The sequence below is a fragment of the Billgrantia antri genome (genome assembly GCF_019430905.1).
Lineage (GTDB): Bacteria > Pseudomonadota > Gammaproteobacteria > Pseudomonadales > Halomonadaceae > Halomonas > Halomonas antri.
Genome location: NZ_JAHYCA010000002.1, coordinates 393,395 through 409,228 on the forward strand (window position 1 = coordinate 393,395; position 15,834 = coordinate 409,228).

16 protein-coding genes are annotated in these 15,834 nt (G+C 65.0%); 11 read left to right on the forward strand and 5 right to left on the reverse strand.

What is annotated here, in order from left to right; all coding sequences use genetic code 11:
- Positions 1-3 precede the first annotated feature (3 nt).
- Positions 4-2,511, forward strand: a complete 2,508-nt coding sequence (locus KPL81_RS06240; RefSeq protein WP_219791112.1) for a DNA glycosylase AlkZ-like family protein — start codon at positions 4-6, stop codon at positions 2,509-2,511.
- A 3-nt stretch (positions 2,512-2,514) separates the two neighbouring features.
- On the opposite strand, the gene KPL81_RS06245 is transcribed toward KPL81_RS06240, so the two are convergent.
- A complete protein-coding gene (locus KPL81_RS06245) occupies positions 2,515-2,673 on the reverse strand; it encodes a hypothetical protein (RefSeq protein WP_209476434.1) in 159 nt (52 codons plus the stop codon).
- Positions 2,674-3,248: 575 nt separating this feature from the next.
- Between KPL81_RS06245 and KPL81_RS06250 the strand changes: the two genes are divergently transcribed.
- From KPL81_RS06250 to KPL81_RS06275, 6 genes are all read left to right on the forward strand, one after another.
- Positions 3,249-4,358 carry a TRAP transporter substrate-binding protein gene (locus tag KPL81_RS06250; RefSeq protein ID WP_219791113.1) on the forward strand — a complete coding sequence of 370 codons (1,110 nt, stop codon included), beginning with the start codon at positions 3,249-3,251 and terminating at the stop codon, positions 4,356-4,358.
- 121 nt (positions 4,359-4,479) lie between these two features.
- A complete protein-coding gene (locus tag KPL81_RS06255) occupies positions 4,480-5,004 on the forward strand; it encodes a TRAP transporter small permease subunit (RefSeq protein ID WP_209476437.1) in 525 nt (174 codons plus the stop codon).
- A 3-nt stretch (positions 5,005-5,007) separates the two neighbouring features.
- Entirely contained in the window at positions 5,008-6,333 is a 1,326-nt protein-coding gene (locus tag KPL81_RS06260; protein WP_219791114.1) for a TRAP transporter large permease, read from the forward strand.
- A 111-nt stretch (positions 6,334-6,444) separates the two neighbouring features.
- Complete coding sequence (locus KPL81_RS06265) at positions 6,445-7,878, forward strand: cache domain-containing protein (protein ID WP_219791115.1); 1,434 nt, start codon at positions 6,445-6,447, stop codon at positions 7,876-7,878.
- A complete protein-coding gene (locus tag KPL81_RS06270) occupies positions 7,844-8,467 on the forward strand; it encodes a response regulator transcription factor (protein ID WP_240549080.1) in 624 nt (207 codons plus the stop codon). The genes KPL81_RS06265 and KPL81_RS06270 overlap by 35 nt, the downstream gene beginning before the upstream one ends.
- 99 nt (positions 8,468-8,566) lie before the next feature.
- Positions 8,567-9,115: an NADPH-dependent FMN reductase gene (locus tag KPL81_RS06275; protein WP_209476443.1), complete on the forward strand. Its 549-nt coding sequence runs from the start codon at positions 8,567-8,569 to the stop codon at positions 9,113-9,115.
- Between the two features lie 79 nt (positions 9,116-9,194).
- Here KPL81_RS06275 and nfo read toward each other — a convergent pair whose 3' ends face one another.
- Positions 9,195-10,043: a deoxyribonuclease IV gene (gene nfo / locus KPL81_RS06280; protein WP_219791116.1), complete on the reverse strand. Its 849-nt coding sequence runs from the start codon at positions 10,041-10,043 to the stop codon at positions 9,195-9,197.
- A gap of 122 nt (positions 10,044-10,165) precedes the next feature.
- Between nfo and KPL81_RS06285 the strand changes: the two genes are divergently transcribed.
- Genes KPL81_RS06285 through pdxR form a run of 4 tightly spaced genes read left to right on the forward strand, consistent with a single transcriptional unit; the run spans position 10,166 to position 13,899 of the window.
- Positions 10,166-10,789, forward strand: coding sequence for a LolA family protein (locus KPL81_RS06285; protein WP_219791117.1), 624 nt, complete (start codon positions 10,166-10,168; stop codon positions 10,787-10,789).
- Positions 10,790-10,828: 39 nt separating this feature from the next.
- Positions 10,829-11,314 carry an SRPBCC family protein gene (locus tag KPL81_RS06290; protein ID WP_219791118.1) on the forward strand — a complete coding sequence of 162 codons (486 nt, stop codon included), beginning with the start codon at positions 10,829-10,831 and terminating at the stop codon, positions 11,312-11,314.
- A 58-nt stretch (positions 11,315-11,372) separates the two neighbouring features.
- Complete coding sequence (locus tag KPL81_RS06295; RefSeq protein ID WP_219791119.1) at positions 11,373-12,380, forward strand: GGDEF domain-containing protein; 1,008 nt, start codon at positions 11,373-11,375, stop codon at positions 12,378-12,380.
- Positions 12,364-13,899, forward strand: coding sequence for a MocR-like pyridoxine biosynthesis transcription factor PdxR (pdxR, locus tag KPL81_RS06300; RefSeq protein WP_219791120.1), 1,536 nt, complete (start codon positions 12,364-12,366; stop codon positions 13,897-13,899). The genes KPL81_RS06295 and pdxR overlap by 17 nt, the downstream gene beginning before the upstream one ends.
- On the opposite strand, the gene KPL81_RS06305 is transcribed toward pdxR, so the two are convergent.
- Genes KPL81_RS06305 through KPL81_RS06315 form a run of 3 tightly spaced genes read right to left on the reverse strand, consistent with a single transcriptional unit; the run spans position 13,896 to position 15,729 of the window.
- A complete protein-coding gene (locus tag KPL81_RS06305) occupies positions 13,896-14,645 on the reverse strand; it encodes a GNAT family N-acetyltransferase (RefSeq protein ID WP_219791121.1) in 750 nt (249 codons plus the stop codon). The two genes, pdxR and KPL81_RS06305, sit on opposite strands and share 4 nt — an antisense overlap.
- Complete coding sequence (locus KPL81_RS06310) at positions 14,642-15,253, reverse strand: FMN-binding negative transcriptional regulator (protein WP_219791122.1); 612 nt, start codon at positions 15,251-15,253, stop codon at positions 14,642-14,644. The genes KPL81_RS06305 and KPL81_RS06310 overlap by 4 nt, the downstream gene beginning before the upstream one ends.
- Before the next feature lie 11 nt (positions 15,254-15,264).
- Entirely contained in the window at positions 15,265-15,729 is a 465-nt protein-coding gene (locus KPL81_RS06315; RefSeq protein WP_219791123.1) for a GNAT family N-acetyltransferase, read from the reverse strand.
- Positions 15,730-15,834 lie beyond the last annotated feature (105 nt).

The window sequence follows — 15,834 nt, forward strand, 5'->3', positions numbered from 1 at the left end:
TTGGTGCGCTACCTCGCCGTGGCGCGTGCGGCGCTGGGCGTGATTCCCAGCCAGCACCATCTGGTGCTGGAGCGCTTCTTCGACGAGGCCGGCGACATGCACCTGGTGCTGCACTCGCCGTTCGGCTCCAAGCTCAACCGCGCCTGGGGATTGGCGCTGCGCAAGCGCTTCTGCCGCAAGTTCAATTTCGAGCTGCAGGCAGCGGCGCTGGAGGACAGCATCGTGCTGTCGCTGGGGCCCACCCACAGCTTCCCCCTCGACGAGGTGTGGAGCTATCTCAGCAGCAAGACGGTGCGCGAGGTGCTGATTCAGGCGCTGCTCGACGCGCCGATGTTCGGCCTGCGCTGGCGCTGGAACGCCTCGGTGGGACTCGCCGTGCCGCGTACCCGCAACGGCAGGCGGCGCCCGCCGCAGCTGCAGCGCCAGGACTCAGAGGATCTGCTCTCGGTGGTCTTTCCCGACCAGCTCGCCTGCGCCGAGAACTTGGCCGGCGCGCGCGAGCTGCCCGATCACCCTCTGGTGGACCAGACCCTGCACGACTGTCTGACCGAGGCCATGGACATCGATAGCCTGGAGTGCCTGCTGCTGCACCTGGAAGCCGGCGAGATCGCCGTCAGCGGGTGCGACCTGGCGGTACCTTCGCCGCTCTCCGAGGAGGTGGTCAACGCGCGCCCCTACGCCTTCCTCGACGACGGTGCCCAGGAGGAGCGGCGCACCCTCAGCGTGCGCACCGGCGGCGCGCTCGACGTGGCCGAGGCCGCCGCTTCGGCACGCCATGCTCCCGAGGTGGTCGCCCGGGTGCGCGAAGAGGCATGGCCTGCGCCGCGCGATGCCGACGAGCTGCCCGACGCGCTGGTCGTGAGCGGCTTCATCGCCATGCACGAGGCCGAAGAAGAGTGGCGGCCCTGGTTCGATGCTCTCGCCCGGGACAGGCGTGCCGCGGTCGTCGTGCCACCCGACGGCGAGCCGCTGTGCACGGCAGCGGAGCGCCTTGGCGAGCTGCTGGCGCTCCACCCCGGGGCAGGCATCGAGCCGCCCATCGAGGCGGCGGGCGAGGGGCCGGAAACCCCAGACGAGGCGCTGACCGAGCTGCTGCGCTCACGGCTCGAGACGCTGGGGCCGGTCACGGCGGCTAGTCTGGCCGCGCCTTTCGGTATATCGCTGGAGCGCTGCATGGCGGCGATGGCGCGCCTGGAGGTCGAGGGCTTCGTGCTGCAAGGGGCTTTCCTCGGCGGCAGCCAGGTGGCCTGGTGCGAGCGGCGCCTGCTGGCGCGCATGCATCGCTACGCCATCGACCGCCGGCGCGCCGAGATCGAGCCGGTGAGCATCCAGCACTACCTGCGCTTCCTGCTCGACTGGCACGGCCTGAGCGAGCGGCCGGAAGGCCCGGAGGCGCTGGCCGCGGCGGTGGAGCGGCTGGAGGGCTTTCCCGTGGCTGCGGGCGCCTGGGAGAGCGACGTGCTGCCGGCGCGGGTGGCTGATTTCTCGCCGCACATGCTCGACCAGCTGCTCGCCAGCGGGCGCTTCATCTGGCTGCGCCTGCTGCCACCCAGAATCGCCGAGGGCGACGAGCGCCAGCGCCCGGGCCCGCTGCGCAATACTCCCATCGCGCTCATCGAGCGCCAGGCGTTGCACGACTGGCGTCAGGCGGCGCCGGCACCCGATGTCGGCGAGCTGCCGCTCTCCGGCGGGGCGCGCCGGGTGCTGGAGGCGTTGCAGGGCGGCGGGGCGATGTTCTTCGCCGATCTCATGGGCCCCACGCGTATGCTGCGTACCCAGATCGAAGAGGCGTTGGGCGAGCTGGCCTCGTGGGGCCTGATCACCTCCGACAGCTTCACCGGCCTGCGGGCGCTGATCGCCCCAGCCAGCAAGCGACCGCCCATTGCCGCGAGCGGGCGCAGGCGCAGGCGGCATGCCCCGGGAGTGGACGCTGCCGGGCGCTGGTCGTGGCTACCCGCTCCCGAGCGTGAATCGCCAATCGAGAGGCGTCGTATCACTACCGACATGGAGAGCCTTGAGCATATCGCCTGGGTGTTGCTGGAGCGCTATGGGGTGGTGTTCCGCCGCGTGATCGAGCGCGAACCAGCTTTGCCGCCGTGGCGCGAGCTGCTCTACGTCTACCGCCGCCTGGAGGCGCGCGGCGAGATTCGCGGCGGGCGCTTCGTGCAGCAGTTTGCCGGCGAGCAGTTCGCCCTGGCCGGGGCGGTAGGGGGGCTCAAGGCCATGCGGCGCCGCGAGCCGGACGGCACCCGCGTGGTGGTGGCGGCCGCCGATCCGCTCAACCTGGTGGGGATCCTTACGCCCGGTCAGCGGTTGCCTGCCGTCTCGGGCAATCGCCTGCTCTATCGCGATGGGGTGCCGCAGGCGGTACTGCAGAACGGCGAGGTGCACTTTCTCGAGACGCTGCCCGCCGAGGCGAAGTGGCAGGTGCAGCAACTGCTGCGGCGTGGCCCCGGCATGGAAAAGCCCCCGACACCGGAGGTGCCGGGGGCTGCGATATCAGTGCGTTGACGCTCAGTCGTGCCGTGTGCGATTCCGATAAGGATCGCGCTCATGCTCCTCGATACGCACTTCCTTGCGAACGGGGTGCCTCTGTTTCTCGCTCGCAGCATAGGCCAGAGCCAATAGCGCCACTGCGGCCACGCTCACGGTCAGCATTTCGATGATACCCATGCGCATGTCCTCCTGCGGGTGAATGGGGCGACCCTCGGGACCTCACTGTCCCTACGAGAGGCGTGCCTGTCACTTGAGGGTGGCAGCTTTCTCGCCGGCCGACAAATGCTTTGACCCGAAGGCGTGGACTAAGTTTTAACGCTTCGCTAGAAAAAACCGGCTCGACGCCTCGCATGGGGGTGTTGCTAGCCGTCGACCCGAAGCGAGGCCTCAGCGAACGGCCCTTCCCGTGTTGCTTCTGTCGAGGCGCGCTGCTTGAGTTCATGATGATGTCTTGCGGCTCCGTATCGCCATTGCTTTTTTGACGGATTTAGTGAAATATATTTCCAAGTATATACTTCTGGCTAATATCCCGGGCGGTTTTACGTAGTTCTACGGAGGAATTAAGCGTATGAATAACTAAGGGATTGCTGCAGAAAAATTTACGCAACCCTCCGGATTTATTTTACTTCCCTCTGTTTTATTCTCCCCGGGTCAGTTCGCTGACCAGCTCAAGATTCACTCATTAAAATAAACAAGGGCGTGGATCGACCGCTTCTTGAAGAGTCATCGAGCCCGCCGGGAGAACGTATTTCATGAGCGTCAACAGGCGTAATTTCCTCAAGTACGGCAGTGCCGCCGCGGTGGGTACCGTGATGGCACCAAGCATCGTCAAGGCCCAGGAGACTTTCAACTGGCGCATGACCACCAGTTGGCCTTCGGGCTTTCCTTTCTTCCAGTCGGGGCCGGGGTCCGCCACGGACTTTGCCAAGCGAGTCGAGGACATGTCGGGTGGCCGCATCCGAATTCGCGTCTACGGTGCCGGTGAACTGATCCCCGCCTTCGATGGCTTCGATGCCGTTTCGCGGGGTCAGCAGGTACAACTCAACCATGCCTGCTCCTACTACTGGGCCGGGGAGTCGTTTGCCGCCCAGTACTTCACCACCGTGCCGTTCGGCATGACTTTCCAGGGCTTCAATGCCTGGCTGGCGCATGGCGGCGGCTACGAGCTGTGGAAGGAAACCTACGAGCCCTACAACCTGATTCCGCTGGCCGTGGGCTGTACCGGGGCGCAGCCGGTGGGATGGTTCCGCGAGCCGGTCACCAGCGTGGAGGACTTCCGTGGCCTGAACATCCGCATGCCGGGGCTCGCCGGCGACGTCTATAACGCCATCGGTGCCAATGCCCGCCTGTTGCCCGGCGGCGAGATATTCTCGGCCCTGGAACGTGGCGCCATCGATGCGGCGGAGTGGGTGGGGCCCTATCTCGACCGCGCGCTGGGGCTGCACAACGCGGCCAAGCACTACTACTCCTCGGGCTGGCACGAACCCTCCACCACCACCGAGGTGATCGTCAACAAGGACGCCTACGACTCCTTGCCCAGCGACCTCCAGGCCGTGCTGCACAATGCGGCCGCAGCCTGCAACATCACCTCCCACACCTGGATCGAAGCGCAGAACGGCGAGGCCCTGGACGACCTGGTCAATAACCACGGCGTGGCGTTCGAGACGCTTCCCGACGACGTCATCCGGGCCCTGTTCGAGGCCACCCGCGACATTCTGGCGACCGAGGCCGACAAGGACCCGCTGGTCAAGAAGATCAACGACAGCTTCTGGGCGTTCAAGAAGAAGCATGACGGCTGGCAGGCCAACAGCGAGGGCGTCTTCGCCAACACGATCAGCCGCTACGGCCAGGGCATGATCTGACCCGGCCCGACCCTCGGCTCCGGTCCCGTAGCCGAGGGGCTTTCCCGGACCTGCCTTTCAAAGGCGACCTCTACCTCGCTTCATACGTCCACCGGGGGCCAGCCCGGGGGAGGGAGATTGCATGCTGCGTTTCTGTACGTCACTCGAGCGCCTGCTCGAGCGCATCACCGGCCTGGCCGGCTTCATCGGCTGCACAGCCATGGTCATCATGATCGCACTGATCTTCGGCAACATGCTGAGTCGTTATGCCTTCGGCCTGGGTGCGGTGTGGGCCCAGGAGCTGGAGTGGTACCTACTGTCCGTCATGGCGATGATGGGCATTGCCTACGCCATGAAGTTCGACGATCACGTGCGTGTGGACATCCTGTCGAGCCGCTTCAGCCCGGTCGGCATGATGTGGTTGAACCTCATCACTGCCCTCCTGGTGGCGCTGCCCTGCGCACTGCTCATCATCCATTACAGCCTTCCCTTCGCCGAGACCTCGTTCCACCGCGGCGAGGGCTCACCCAATTCGTCCGGCCTGCCCTGGCGCTGGATTCCCAAGGCCCTGGTGGTGGTCGGCTTCGTCTTCGTGGCAACCGAATCGGTGCGCCAGGCGCTAGAGAACGGCAGGCGCCTCGTCCAACACTATGCTGGGAGGGCCTGACCCATGCCCTTGGAATATTACGCCCTGGCCATGATCGTGGCCTTCTTCGTGCTGGTGATGACCGGCATTCCGGTGGGCTTCGTGGTGGCCTTCGTCGGCTTCGTGTTCGGCTTCATCGGCTTCGACGGCTGGCTGTTCGAGCTGCTGCCCTCGCGGATCTACGGTGTCGTTTCCAACTACACCCTGCTGGCCATACCGCTGTTCGTGTTCATGGGCGTGATGCTGGAACGCTCGAAGATCGCCGAGCGCATGCTCGACGTGATCGGTCACCTGTGCGGCGGCCTGCCGGGCGGCATGGCCCTGGCGGTGATCATCGTGGGCGTGCTGCTGGGCGCGGCAACGGGCATCGTCGGCGCGGCCATCGTTACGCTGACCCTGATGGCTCTGCCCACCCTGGTGCGCCGCGGCTACAAGAAGACGGTAGCCTGCGGCACCATCTGTGCCGCCGGCACCCTGGGGCAGATCATTCCGCCCAGTCTGGTGCTGCTGGTGCTGGCCGATATCATGAACCTCTCCGTGGGCAGCCTGTTCGCCGCGGCCCTGGTGCCCGGCCTGCTGCTGGCCGGCATGTATCTGGCCTATCTGCTGGTGCTGGCCTTCTTCTTTTCCGCCGACGTTCCGGCCATCGACGAAGAGGAGCGCGCCGCCGTCAGCAAGAAGGAGCTGGGCAAGGACTTCGTCAAGGTCGTGGTGCCGCCGCTGCTGCTGATCTTCGCCGTGCTGGGCTCGATCATCGGCGGAGTAGCCGCACCCACGGAGGCGGCGTCGGTGGGGGCCGTGGGGGCGCTGGTGCTGACCGTCGTCTCCGGCCGCCTGACCCTGCCGGTGCTCTCCGATACCGTCAAGACCTCGCTGCGCATCAGCTGCATGATCTTCTTCGTGCTGATCGCCTCCCAAGTCTTCGCCCTGGCGTTCCGCGGGCTGGACGGCGAGTTTCTGATCGAGGCGATGTTCGAATGGGTACCGGGCGGCATGTACGGCACATTGATCTTCATGCTGCTGCTGGTCTTCTTCCTGGGCTTCTTCCTCGAGTGGATCCAGATCTCCTATATCGCCGTGCCGCTGTTCCTGCCTTTCCTGGCAAGCCAGGGCGACATGTCCATGGTCTGGGTCGCCATCCTGATCGCTATGAACCTGCAGACGTCGTTTCTCACGCCGCCCTTCGGTTGGTCGCTGCTGTTCATGAAGGGCGTGGCGCCGCCGGGGATCACCACGGGCGATATCTACAAGGGCGCCGTTCCCTTCGTGCTGATTCAGCTCCTGGCACTGGCATTGATCATCGTCTTCCCCGACGTGGTGCTGTGGTTGCCGGCGGTGGTAGGATGGTAAGTCGCCTCGAGAGTTGACCCCGAGTTTGAAATCAGGCCCTGCCGAATCTCGTTCGTATCGAGTTCGGTGGGGCTTTCGGGCACACAATAATAATGAATCAGGTATACGCCAGTGTTCACGTTCAGAACCAAGCTGACACTGCTTACCTTGCTCCCTCTGTTGGTTCTCATCGCCGGTGTGACGGTATTCGCCATCCATCAGAGTGCACGATTGAGTGGGGTGCAGTCGGAAATACTCAAGGAGGGGTTGTTAGAAGCCAAGAAGGCGGAACTCAAGAACTACATGGAGCTCGCCTATACGGCGGTCCGTGATATCTATGAAGACCCATCCTTGCCCCGAGACGTGGCGCAACGCCGCGTGGCGGAGGCTTTCCATCGGATGGAGTATGGCTCCGATGGCTACTTCTTCGTCTATGACTACGACGGCCTGAGCATCGTCCATCCGCGGCTGGATCACCTGGTGGGCCAGAACCTGTGGGACTTTCGCGACGAGGACGGCAAGTTGTTGATCCAGAGTCTCGTCCAGCGCGCCCGGGAGGGCGGGGGTTATACCGAATACCGCTGGGACAAGCCGTCCGGCGGTGAATCGGTGCTCAAGCTGGGCTACTCCATCGGAATGGAAGACTGGGGCTGGATGGTCGGCACCGGCCTCTATCTGGATGACATCGAGCAGGTCGTCGGCCAGATGGAACAACATATGCTGGAGAATGCGCGCAGGACCATCCTGCTGATGGCGTTCTTCACCGTTTCCTGTCTGCTGGTCATTGCCGTGATAGGCCTTGCAGTCAACCTGAGCGAAGCCCGGGTGGCCAATCGCAAACTGGTCAAGATGGCCCAGAAGACCTTCGGCTTCCTGGAGAAGGAGCGTCGGCGGATCTCCCGCGAACTCCATGATGGTATCAATCAACTGCTGGTGTCGGCGCGCTTCAAGCTGGAGCGCATCGACGATGCCCTGGACCGGGGCGATCACCTCGATGCCTCCGCCGCCCTGGCGGCGACCGACCGTATCCTGGAGACGGGCATCCAGGACCTCCGCCGGCTGGCCTGCGACCTGCGCCCGAGCGTGCTCGACGACCTGGGCTTGGTCGCGGCTCTCGAAAGCCTCTGCTCGGAGCTGGCGGAGCGCCAGCCCGTCCGCATTCACTTCGAGTCGAACATCGACAGCCGGCATTGTCAGCCGGTGCTGGCGACGGCGCTGTATCGCATTACCCAGGAGAGCCTGCACAACATCGAGAAACACGCCGGTAAGGTGCGCGAGGTCAGGGTGAAGGTCCTGCGGCGTCGCAGCTGGGTGTATCTGGAGATCGCCGATGATGGCGAAGGCTTTGCCTGGCGTCCTGACCCGCACCGCGAACAGGACGGTAGCGGCATGGGGTTGCGCAACATTCAGGATCGCGTGGACCTGCTGGGGGGGCGCCTCACGATCGAGGCGGCACCCGGCAAGGGTGTGCGCATCAGGCTCAAGGTGCCGTTTCAGCGAGCCTCCAGCATGACGAGTGGGGAGAGAAACGATGGAAAGGTCTATACGCGTACTTTTGGCGGATGACCATCCGCTGGTGCTGGAAGGGCTGAGGTACCGGCTGGAGGCGCAGCCGGGAATTGACCTGATAGGCGTGGCGAGTTCCGGGCAGGAGCTGCTGACGCTGGCGCAGGAGTTGCGACCGGACGTGGTGGTTACGGATATCACCATGCCCGGCATTTCCGGTCTGGAAGCCTGCAAGATTCTGCAGGAGACCTGCCCCGGTATTCGGGTCCTGGTGCTGACCATGCACGACAACGAGGAGTACATTCGGCGCGCGGTGGCCTGCGGTGCCGCCGGCTATGTGCTCAAGGATGCCTCGGCGGAGGAGATGGTCTTCGCCCTGCGCGAGGTGGCGAGCGGACGCAGCCACTTCGGCTCCAGCGTCTCGCGGGTTCTGCTCGAGGAGAAGGAGGGGCGATTGACCCAGCGCGAAACCGACATCCTGAAGCTGATGTTCGAAGGAATGAGCAGCCGCGATATCGGCGAAGCACTGGCCATCAGCACGCGCACGGTCGAGTCGCACCGCAGCAACATCTATCGCAAGCTCAATACCAATTCCCTGGCGGGCCTGTTTCGCTACGCGATGCGACATGGGCTGGTCGAGCTTGAATAGCCAGATCCTATCGAAGCCATTGGTACGTCGATCTTTGACCTCAACCTTGCTTGAAGTCTTATCGTTCATCGCATCTTCACCCCGCAAGGAGAAATAGCGATGCGCGATACGATCAAGGTGGCCGTGATCTACGGCAGCGTGAGAGAAGGACGGCTCTGCGATACCGTGGGGCAGTGGGTCGTCGAGCAGGTCCAGCGCCGGGAGGCGTTCGCGCCGATTGTGATCGATCCCGCCGCCGAGGCCGACTCGGCATTCGCCGGACGCCTCGACGAAGCGGATGCCTTCATCGCGGTCACGCCCGAGTACAACCACTCGTACCCCGCCGCGCTCAAGGCATTGATCGATAGCTACAAGGCGGAGTGGCAGGCCAAGCCAGTGGCCTTCGTTTCCTACGGTGGCGCCTCGGGTGGGCTGCGGGCGGTGGAGCACCTGCGCCATGTCTTCGCCGAACTCCACGCGGTAGGGATTCGCGATGGCGTGATGTTTCCCAGCGTCTGGGAGCAGTTCGATGAGCAGGGCCAGCCGCTTCAGGCACAGCGCTACGAGCGTGGCATGCAAACCCTGTTGGCGCGGCTCGCCTGGTGGGCCGAGACGCTGCGCGAAGGGCGCGCCGCACGCGACTATGCCCAGGCGGTGATGCTGGATTGAGTGGCATGAGGGGAGCCGGCGCGCTCATGCCCGGGCGCGCCACGTGCCTCAGCCGGCGTCCGCTTGGTCAGTCAAGAAGTCATCCATCTGCGATCTGGGCGCGCAGCCAGGCGATTTCCTCGGCCCAGATCCCGGGCTCGATAGTCTCCAGCACCAGCGGGATCTCGTCGATGCGCGGGTCGCGCATGATGGTGGTGAAGGCATCGAGGCCGATGTTGCCCTGGCCCAGGCTGTGGTGGCGGTCGACGCGGCTGGCGTATTCGCTCTTGGCATCGTTGAGGTGCATGCCGCGCAGGTAGTCGAAGCCGACCACCTTGCCGAACTCGTCGAGGGTGGCGGTACAGGCCTCGGGCGTGCGCAGGTCGTAGCCGGCGGCAAAGGCGTGGCAGGTGTCGATACAGACGCCGACCCGCGACTTGTCGTCGACCTGCTCGATGATCTCGGCCAGGTGCTCGAAGCGCCAGCCCAGGTTGGTCCCCTGGCCGGCGGTGTTCTCGATCACTGCAACGACGCCGCGGGTCTCGGCCAGGGCGTGGTTGATCGAATCGGCGATGCGAGTGAGACATTCGCTCTCGCTGATCTTCTTGAGATGGCTGCCGGGGTGGAAGTTGAGCAGCGTCAGGCCGAGCTGCTCGCAGCGCTGCATCTCGTCGAGAAAGGCGGCGCGAGATTTCTCGAGCCCCGCCTTGTCCGGGTGGCCGAGGTTGATCAGGTAGCTGTCGTGGGGAAGGATCTGGCCAGGGCCGAAGCCATGTTCCCGGCAGGCGGCGCGGAAGGCCTCGATGGTGGCATCGCCGAGGGGCTTGGCCCGCCATTGGCGCTGATTCTTGGTGAACAGCGCGAAGGCGTCGGCGCCAATTTCGACGGCACGCAATACGGCCTGGTCGGGCCCGCCGGCGGCACTGACATGGGCTCCGAGGTATTTCATCTGGCCTCTCCATGGGTTGGCGACGCCTCTACGATAGCATGCACGCCGCCTCTCGACCTTTATGTCTCACTCGCCGCCGTGGCCCCTGCTAGGCTCAAGGGAGGGATTCGAGGAGAGCCCACATGTTGCTACTCGTACTGGTGGCGATGAGTGCTTCCATCGAGGAGGACCCGGTCGCCGCGGCGCTGGCGCGCATCGATGCGCTGCAGGGCTATCGCCTCACGCTGCGCAGCCAAGGCAGCGGAGGGGAGGAGGTCATCCGCTACAGCTATCGGACTCCCGGCTACGTGCGGATGGACATGGAGTCTCCCTACCGTGGCGCGGTACTGATCTACCGCCCCGATACGGGCAAGGTACAACTGTGGCCCTTCGGTTCGCCGGGCAAGCGGCCGGGGCTGTCCCTGCGCCCGACCAACCGCATGGTACGCAGCTCGCGCGGGCATCGCGTGGACCAGTCGGACGTGGGCACGCTGCTGCGCAACGTCGAGCGATTGCAGCAACACGGGAGCGCTCGCCTGCTCGGGCCGACGGAACTCGAGGGGCACCCGGTGCAGCACGTCGTGGTGGAGGCCGAGCCCGGCCGCGCCGTGCACGAGGTGGCACGCTACGACCTCTGGCTCGACGGAGAGACGCTGTTCCCACGCCGCGTGATCAGCTATGACCGTCGGGGCGAGCGCCTCGAGAGCGTGCATCTGGAGGATCTCGACCTCGACCCAGCCTTCCCCCATGACCATTTCTCGCCCTGAGGTTCATGGGGCCTGTCGTTCATGAATGAGTCGCGCCTCATGCCAAGTTTTCACTTCGAGACCGTCTGGCATCTCGACGCTCCGCTCGAGGCGGTCTTCGATGCCCTGGCCGACTCGCTACACTGGCCCGACTGGTGGCCCGGCCTGGTGGAGGTACGGCAACTCGTGAGCGGGGACGAGCAGGGGATCGGTCGCACCCAGCGTTTCGTCTGGAAGAGCCGGCTGGGCTATGGCTTGCGCTTTGACATCCGCATCACCCGCGTTTACCGGCCCCGTCTGATCGAGGGCGAAGCCTGCGGCGATGTGGTCGGTATTGGTCGCTGGCAGTTGCAGGCGAAGCAGACGGGTACCCGGGTCCGCTATCTATGGCAGGTTCGCACGGCGCGACCCTGGATGGGGCTGTTGGCCTGGATGGCGCGGCCGGTCGTGATCTGGAACCATCATGCCATGATGCGTGAAGGACGTACGGGACTGTCGCGACATCTGCGAGACCGCGCGCAGCTCGGGAACGGGGAGCGTTGGTAGAGAGACACGACAAGCGGTATGCTGCATCCAACTTACTCGAAATTGTCGCAGAGATGACATGAAGGGTTCGCAGGGTAGAATCGATCATGAGCGGCTTACCCGGGAGGCGAATGGCCGCTTTCCAGAAGATCCCTGTGCCGAAATTCGCCGCGAGCTCGAGCAGGCTCGCGAGGAGATCGCGAACCTCAGCCGCACCCTGCAACGCATCCAGCAGATCGCCCGGATGGGCTATTGGCGAGCCAGCCTCAAGGCCAACGAGCTGTTCTGGTCCGAGGTGGTCTACGACATCTTTGGCGTCAATCCAGACACGTTCACTCCCAGCATTCGTGCCTTCAAGGTCATGGTCCATCCTGACGACCTGGAAAGCGTCGAGGCCAGCATGCGGCGTGCCCAGGAAACCGGTAGCCATGACGTGGAGCATCGCATCGTGCGCCCCGACGGTGAGGTGCGCTGGGTGCATGAGCTGGCCGACTACGTGCCGGAAGGCGACGAGCAGATCCTGATCGGCACGGTGCGCGACATCACTGAGCAGAAGAGGCTGGAGCTGCGCCTGCGCCAACTGTCACGCACCGATGAGCTCACGGGTCTGTTCAACCGTCGCTACTTCATGCAGCGCTTGCTACAGGAGCTGGCACGCTATCGTCGATACGGCAGACCCACCTCGGTGGTGCTGTTCGACTACGACCACTTCAAGCGGATCAACGATACCCATGGCCATCCCGCCGGGGATCAGGTGCTGGTGACGGTGAGCAAGTTGCTGCGTGAGCGGCTGCGAACGAACGATATCCCGGCCCGGCTCGGCGGTGAGGAGTTCGCTCTGCTGCTGCCCGAAACCGGCCTCGAGGAAGCCGTCGGTGTGGCGGAGAAGGTTCGCCAACTGGTACGCGAGCAGACATTTACCTCGGAAGAGGGACGGCGCTTCGAGACCTCGATTACCTGTGGTGTTTCGGCGTTTCACGGTACCGAAGAAACGGTCGAGGCCATCCTGCATCGCGCCGACCAGAATCTCTATGAGGGCAAGCGAGCCGGCCGCAACCGAGTGGTGGCGGATGAACCGGATCGCTGAAGGCGTAGCGTTACGAAATGCGGTTCCCCTCGAACAGGCGGAAGGACTGACCGATGCGCTGGGCCTGGTGTTGGGAGAGCCGTCGAGCCTGCCTTTGAGCACGCGGCTCTATCACGCTCTGCGCGAATGGATTCGTGCCGGTCGTCTGACCAGCGGCCAGCGCTTGCCGTCCACCCGCCAGCTGGCCCGCGACCTGGGCCTGGGGCGAAACACGCTGCTGGCTGCCTTCGACCAGTTGCTGGCCGAAGGCTTCCTCACGACCCGCCAGGGGGCGGGTACCTTCATCGCCGACCTGCCGTTTCCGCAAGCGCAGGTTGCCGCCGAGAACGTCGCCATCTCATCGCGGTTGCCGTCCGATGCAGGACCGCTGCTCTCCACGCGCGGCACCCTGCTGCTTGGATACAGCCACGCCCGCCAGACGACCTCGTCCGCCTTCGCTCCCGGCGTGCCCGCACTGGACCGCTTTCCCCATGACCAGTGGCAGCGGCTGCTGCACCGGTACCAGCAGCGCATGCCGATGGACTGGCTCGACTACCAGGCCCAAGGGGGCGTGCCGGCACTGCGCGAGGTGCTGGCCGACTATCTGCAGCTCTCCCGCTCGGTGCGCTGTCGTCCCGAGCAGATTCTCATCGTGCAGGGTGCCCAGCAGGGCTTCGAGCTGATCGTGCGGCTACTGACCGACAGCGGCGATGAAGTGTGGCTCGAGGAGCCGGGCTATCACGGCGCCCAGGCCTGTTTCGCCGCCGCCGGGCTCGAGATGACCCCGGTTGCGGTGGATGCCGAGGGCATGGGTGTCGTGGAGCCAGCATGCCCAGGCTCCCCTCGGCTGATCTACGTCACGCCATCGCACCAGTACCCCAGTGGCGTGACCATGAGCCTCACTCGGCGCCTGGCGCTGCTGGAAGCCGCCGAGCGACATGGCGCCTGGATCGTGGAGGATGACTACGACAGCGAGTTTCGCTATGGCCAGCGGCCCATTGCCGCCTTGCAGGGGTTGGTGGAAGACTCGCGAGTGATCTATGTCGGCACCTTCAGCAAGGTGATGTATCCCGGCCTGCGGTTGGGTTACCTGGTATTGCCCGATGGGCTGATCGAGCCGTTTCGCCGGGCCAACGCCAGGCTGCATCGCGAAGGGCAGTACGCGGTGCAGGCGGCGCTCGCCGAGTTCATCGCCCGTGGCCACTTCTCGCGCCACATTCGCCGCATGCGTGACTGTTACCGTCGGCGCCAAGCGCTGCTGCGCAAGGCGCTGGCGCCGGCGGTGTCGCGTGGCTTGCGGCTGTCAGACGGACAGGCTGGCATGCATCTGGTGGCCTGGCTCGACGCGCCCGAGCAGGAGCGGATTCTCGTCGAGCAAGCCAGGCGCGAGGGCATCTCGCTGTCGCCGCTGTCGAGCTACTACCTGACCTCTCCCGGTCAGCCGGGCCTGGTGCTGGGCTACGCCGGCACCGTGGAGGCCGAGATCGGTCGTGCCGGGCAGTGGCTGGCCCAGGCGTGGTGCGATCTGGAGAAGGGCTAACCGGCCTGGCAGGCCTCGTACGTCAGCGCCGATAGCGAACTCAACTGTCTTCCCTTCGCGTCGAAGTTCTCTGGCGCGAGCCAACCCTCAAGGCGAGCCTCGACGGCCGGCCATTCACCGTCGAGCAGCGAAAACCAGGCGGTATCGCGGTTATGTCCGCCTTCCACCCGGTGCTGCCGGAAAATGCCCTCGAAGCGAAAGCCCAGGCGCTCGGCGGCACGCCGCGAGGGGGCATTGAGGGCGTTGCACTTCCACTCGTAGCGCCGGTAGCCCAGCGCGAAGGCGTGGCGCATCAGCAGCAGCATGGCTTCGGTGGCGGCCGGTGTGCGCCGAAGCGAGGGCGTGAAGTGGATATGGCCGACCTCGATGCTGCCATGTTCCGGCACGATGTTGAGATAACTGGCCAGTCCCAGGGCACGACCGGAGTCCGCTTCGACGATGGCGTAAAAGAGGGGATCTTTGCTGAGCGCCCGGTCGGCCAGCCAGATACGGCACTGCTCGGCACCGGTGAACGGCATGCCGCCGGAGTAGGTCCAGCGAGCCGCCGGGGCGTCGTGCGGACCTTCGCCCGCCATCATGAAGGCGGGGTGCAGCGAATCGGCATGGCGTTCGGCCGAGAGTGGCTCGAGGCGGACCCGGTCTCCCGACAGGGGATCCCGCTGCGGCCGGCGTGCCGGCTGCCAGGCAGGCTGGGGGGCACCGACCGGCTGGCCGAAGTCGTTTTGCGTTACGTCAGCCAGGGTCATGTAGGGCTCTCCTCATTGGTCAATCGCTGCATGTAGTGCCACAACTGGCGTGCCTGTGGGTTGCGGCTCTCGGCCAGAGCCGCCTCGACGCCGGCTTGGTCGGCCTCAGAGCGCTGGCGACCGAGCTTGGCTTTGCCCGTAAGTGTCTCGATGGGCAGTCGAAAACCGACCACGCCGACCTGCATCTTCTCCAGATAACCCTGTTCATGGGACAGCGAATCGAGCAGGGCGGGCTCAAAGTGCGCCAGGCTGCGCTCGAGCAGTTCACGCGTGGCCTCTGTCCCCAGCAATTCGAGGGTGCCCGTGGCGTGCACGGCCAGGTAGTTCCAGGTGGGCACGGCTGGCTGACTGGCATACCAGGTCGGTGAGACATAGGCATGGGGGCCGTTGAAAATCGCCAGCGCCCGGCTGCCATTGAGCATCCGCCAGTGCGGGTTGGCTCGGGCAAAGTGGCCATAAAGCGTACCCTGCTCGCCTTCGCTGCGTTCCAGGAGGAGGGGCAGGTGGGTAGCCTCAAGGTCGGCGCCGACCAGGACGGCGAAGTCGTGCCTCTCTATCAGACTCCAGGCCTGCTCGCGCGAGAGCCGCATCGATGGGGGAACGTACATGGCGTCTCCGGTCAGCCCTGGCCCGCTGTGGTATCGAACAGCAGGCCGTAATGGTAGAAGGTGGTGTCGCGCTGCCAGCCGAGCGACTCGTAGAGCGCCTGGGCCGCGTGGTTCTCGATCTCGGTGGCAAGCTTGAGGTGGCCGACGCCATGGCTCTCGGCCAGCTCCCGGGCGGCCTGCATCAGGGCGCGGCCGACACCGCTGCGCCGCGCCGCGGGTGAGACGAACAAGTCATTGAGCAACCAAAGTGGCGCCAGGCGCACGGTAGAGAGCAGCGGATAGAGCTGTACGAAGCCCTGCAGCTCTCCTGCGCTGCCTGCATGCACCAGGATGTGCGAATCACCGCGTTCCAGGCGTGCCTGCAGGAAGCGCCGGGCGTCCTCGAGGTCGGGCTCCTGGCGGTAGAAGCGGCGGTAGGCGTCGAGCAGTTCACTGAGTGGCTCGAGGTCGGCCAGGGTGGCATGGCGGATGGGCATCGGTGAATCCTCACAATTGCGGCTGTCCTTCGAGTGTGAGGCCTGGTTGGTTCCTTGCTAAGAGCCAGTTCGGGGATATTTCGCAGAGCCATTTTGCATTGCCGT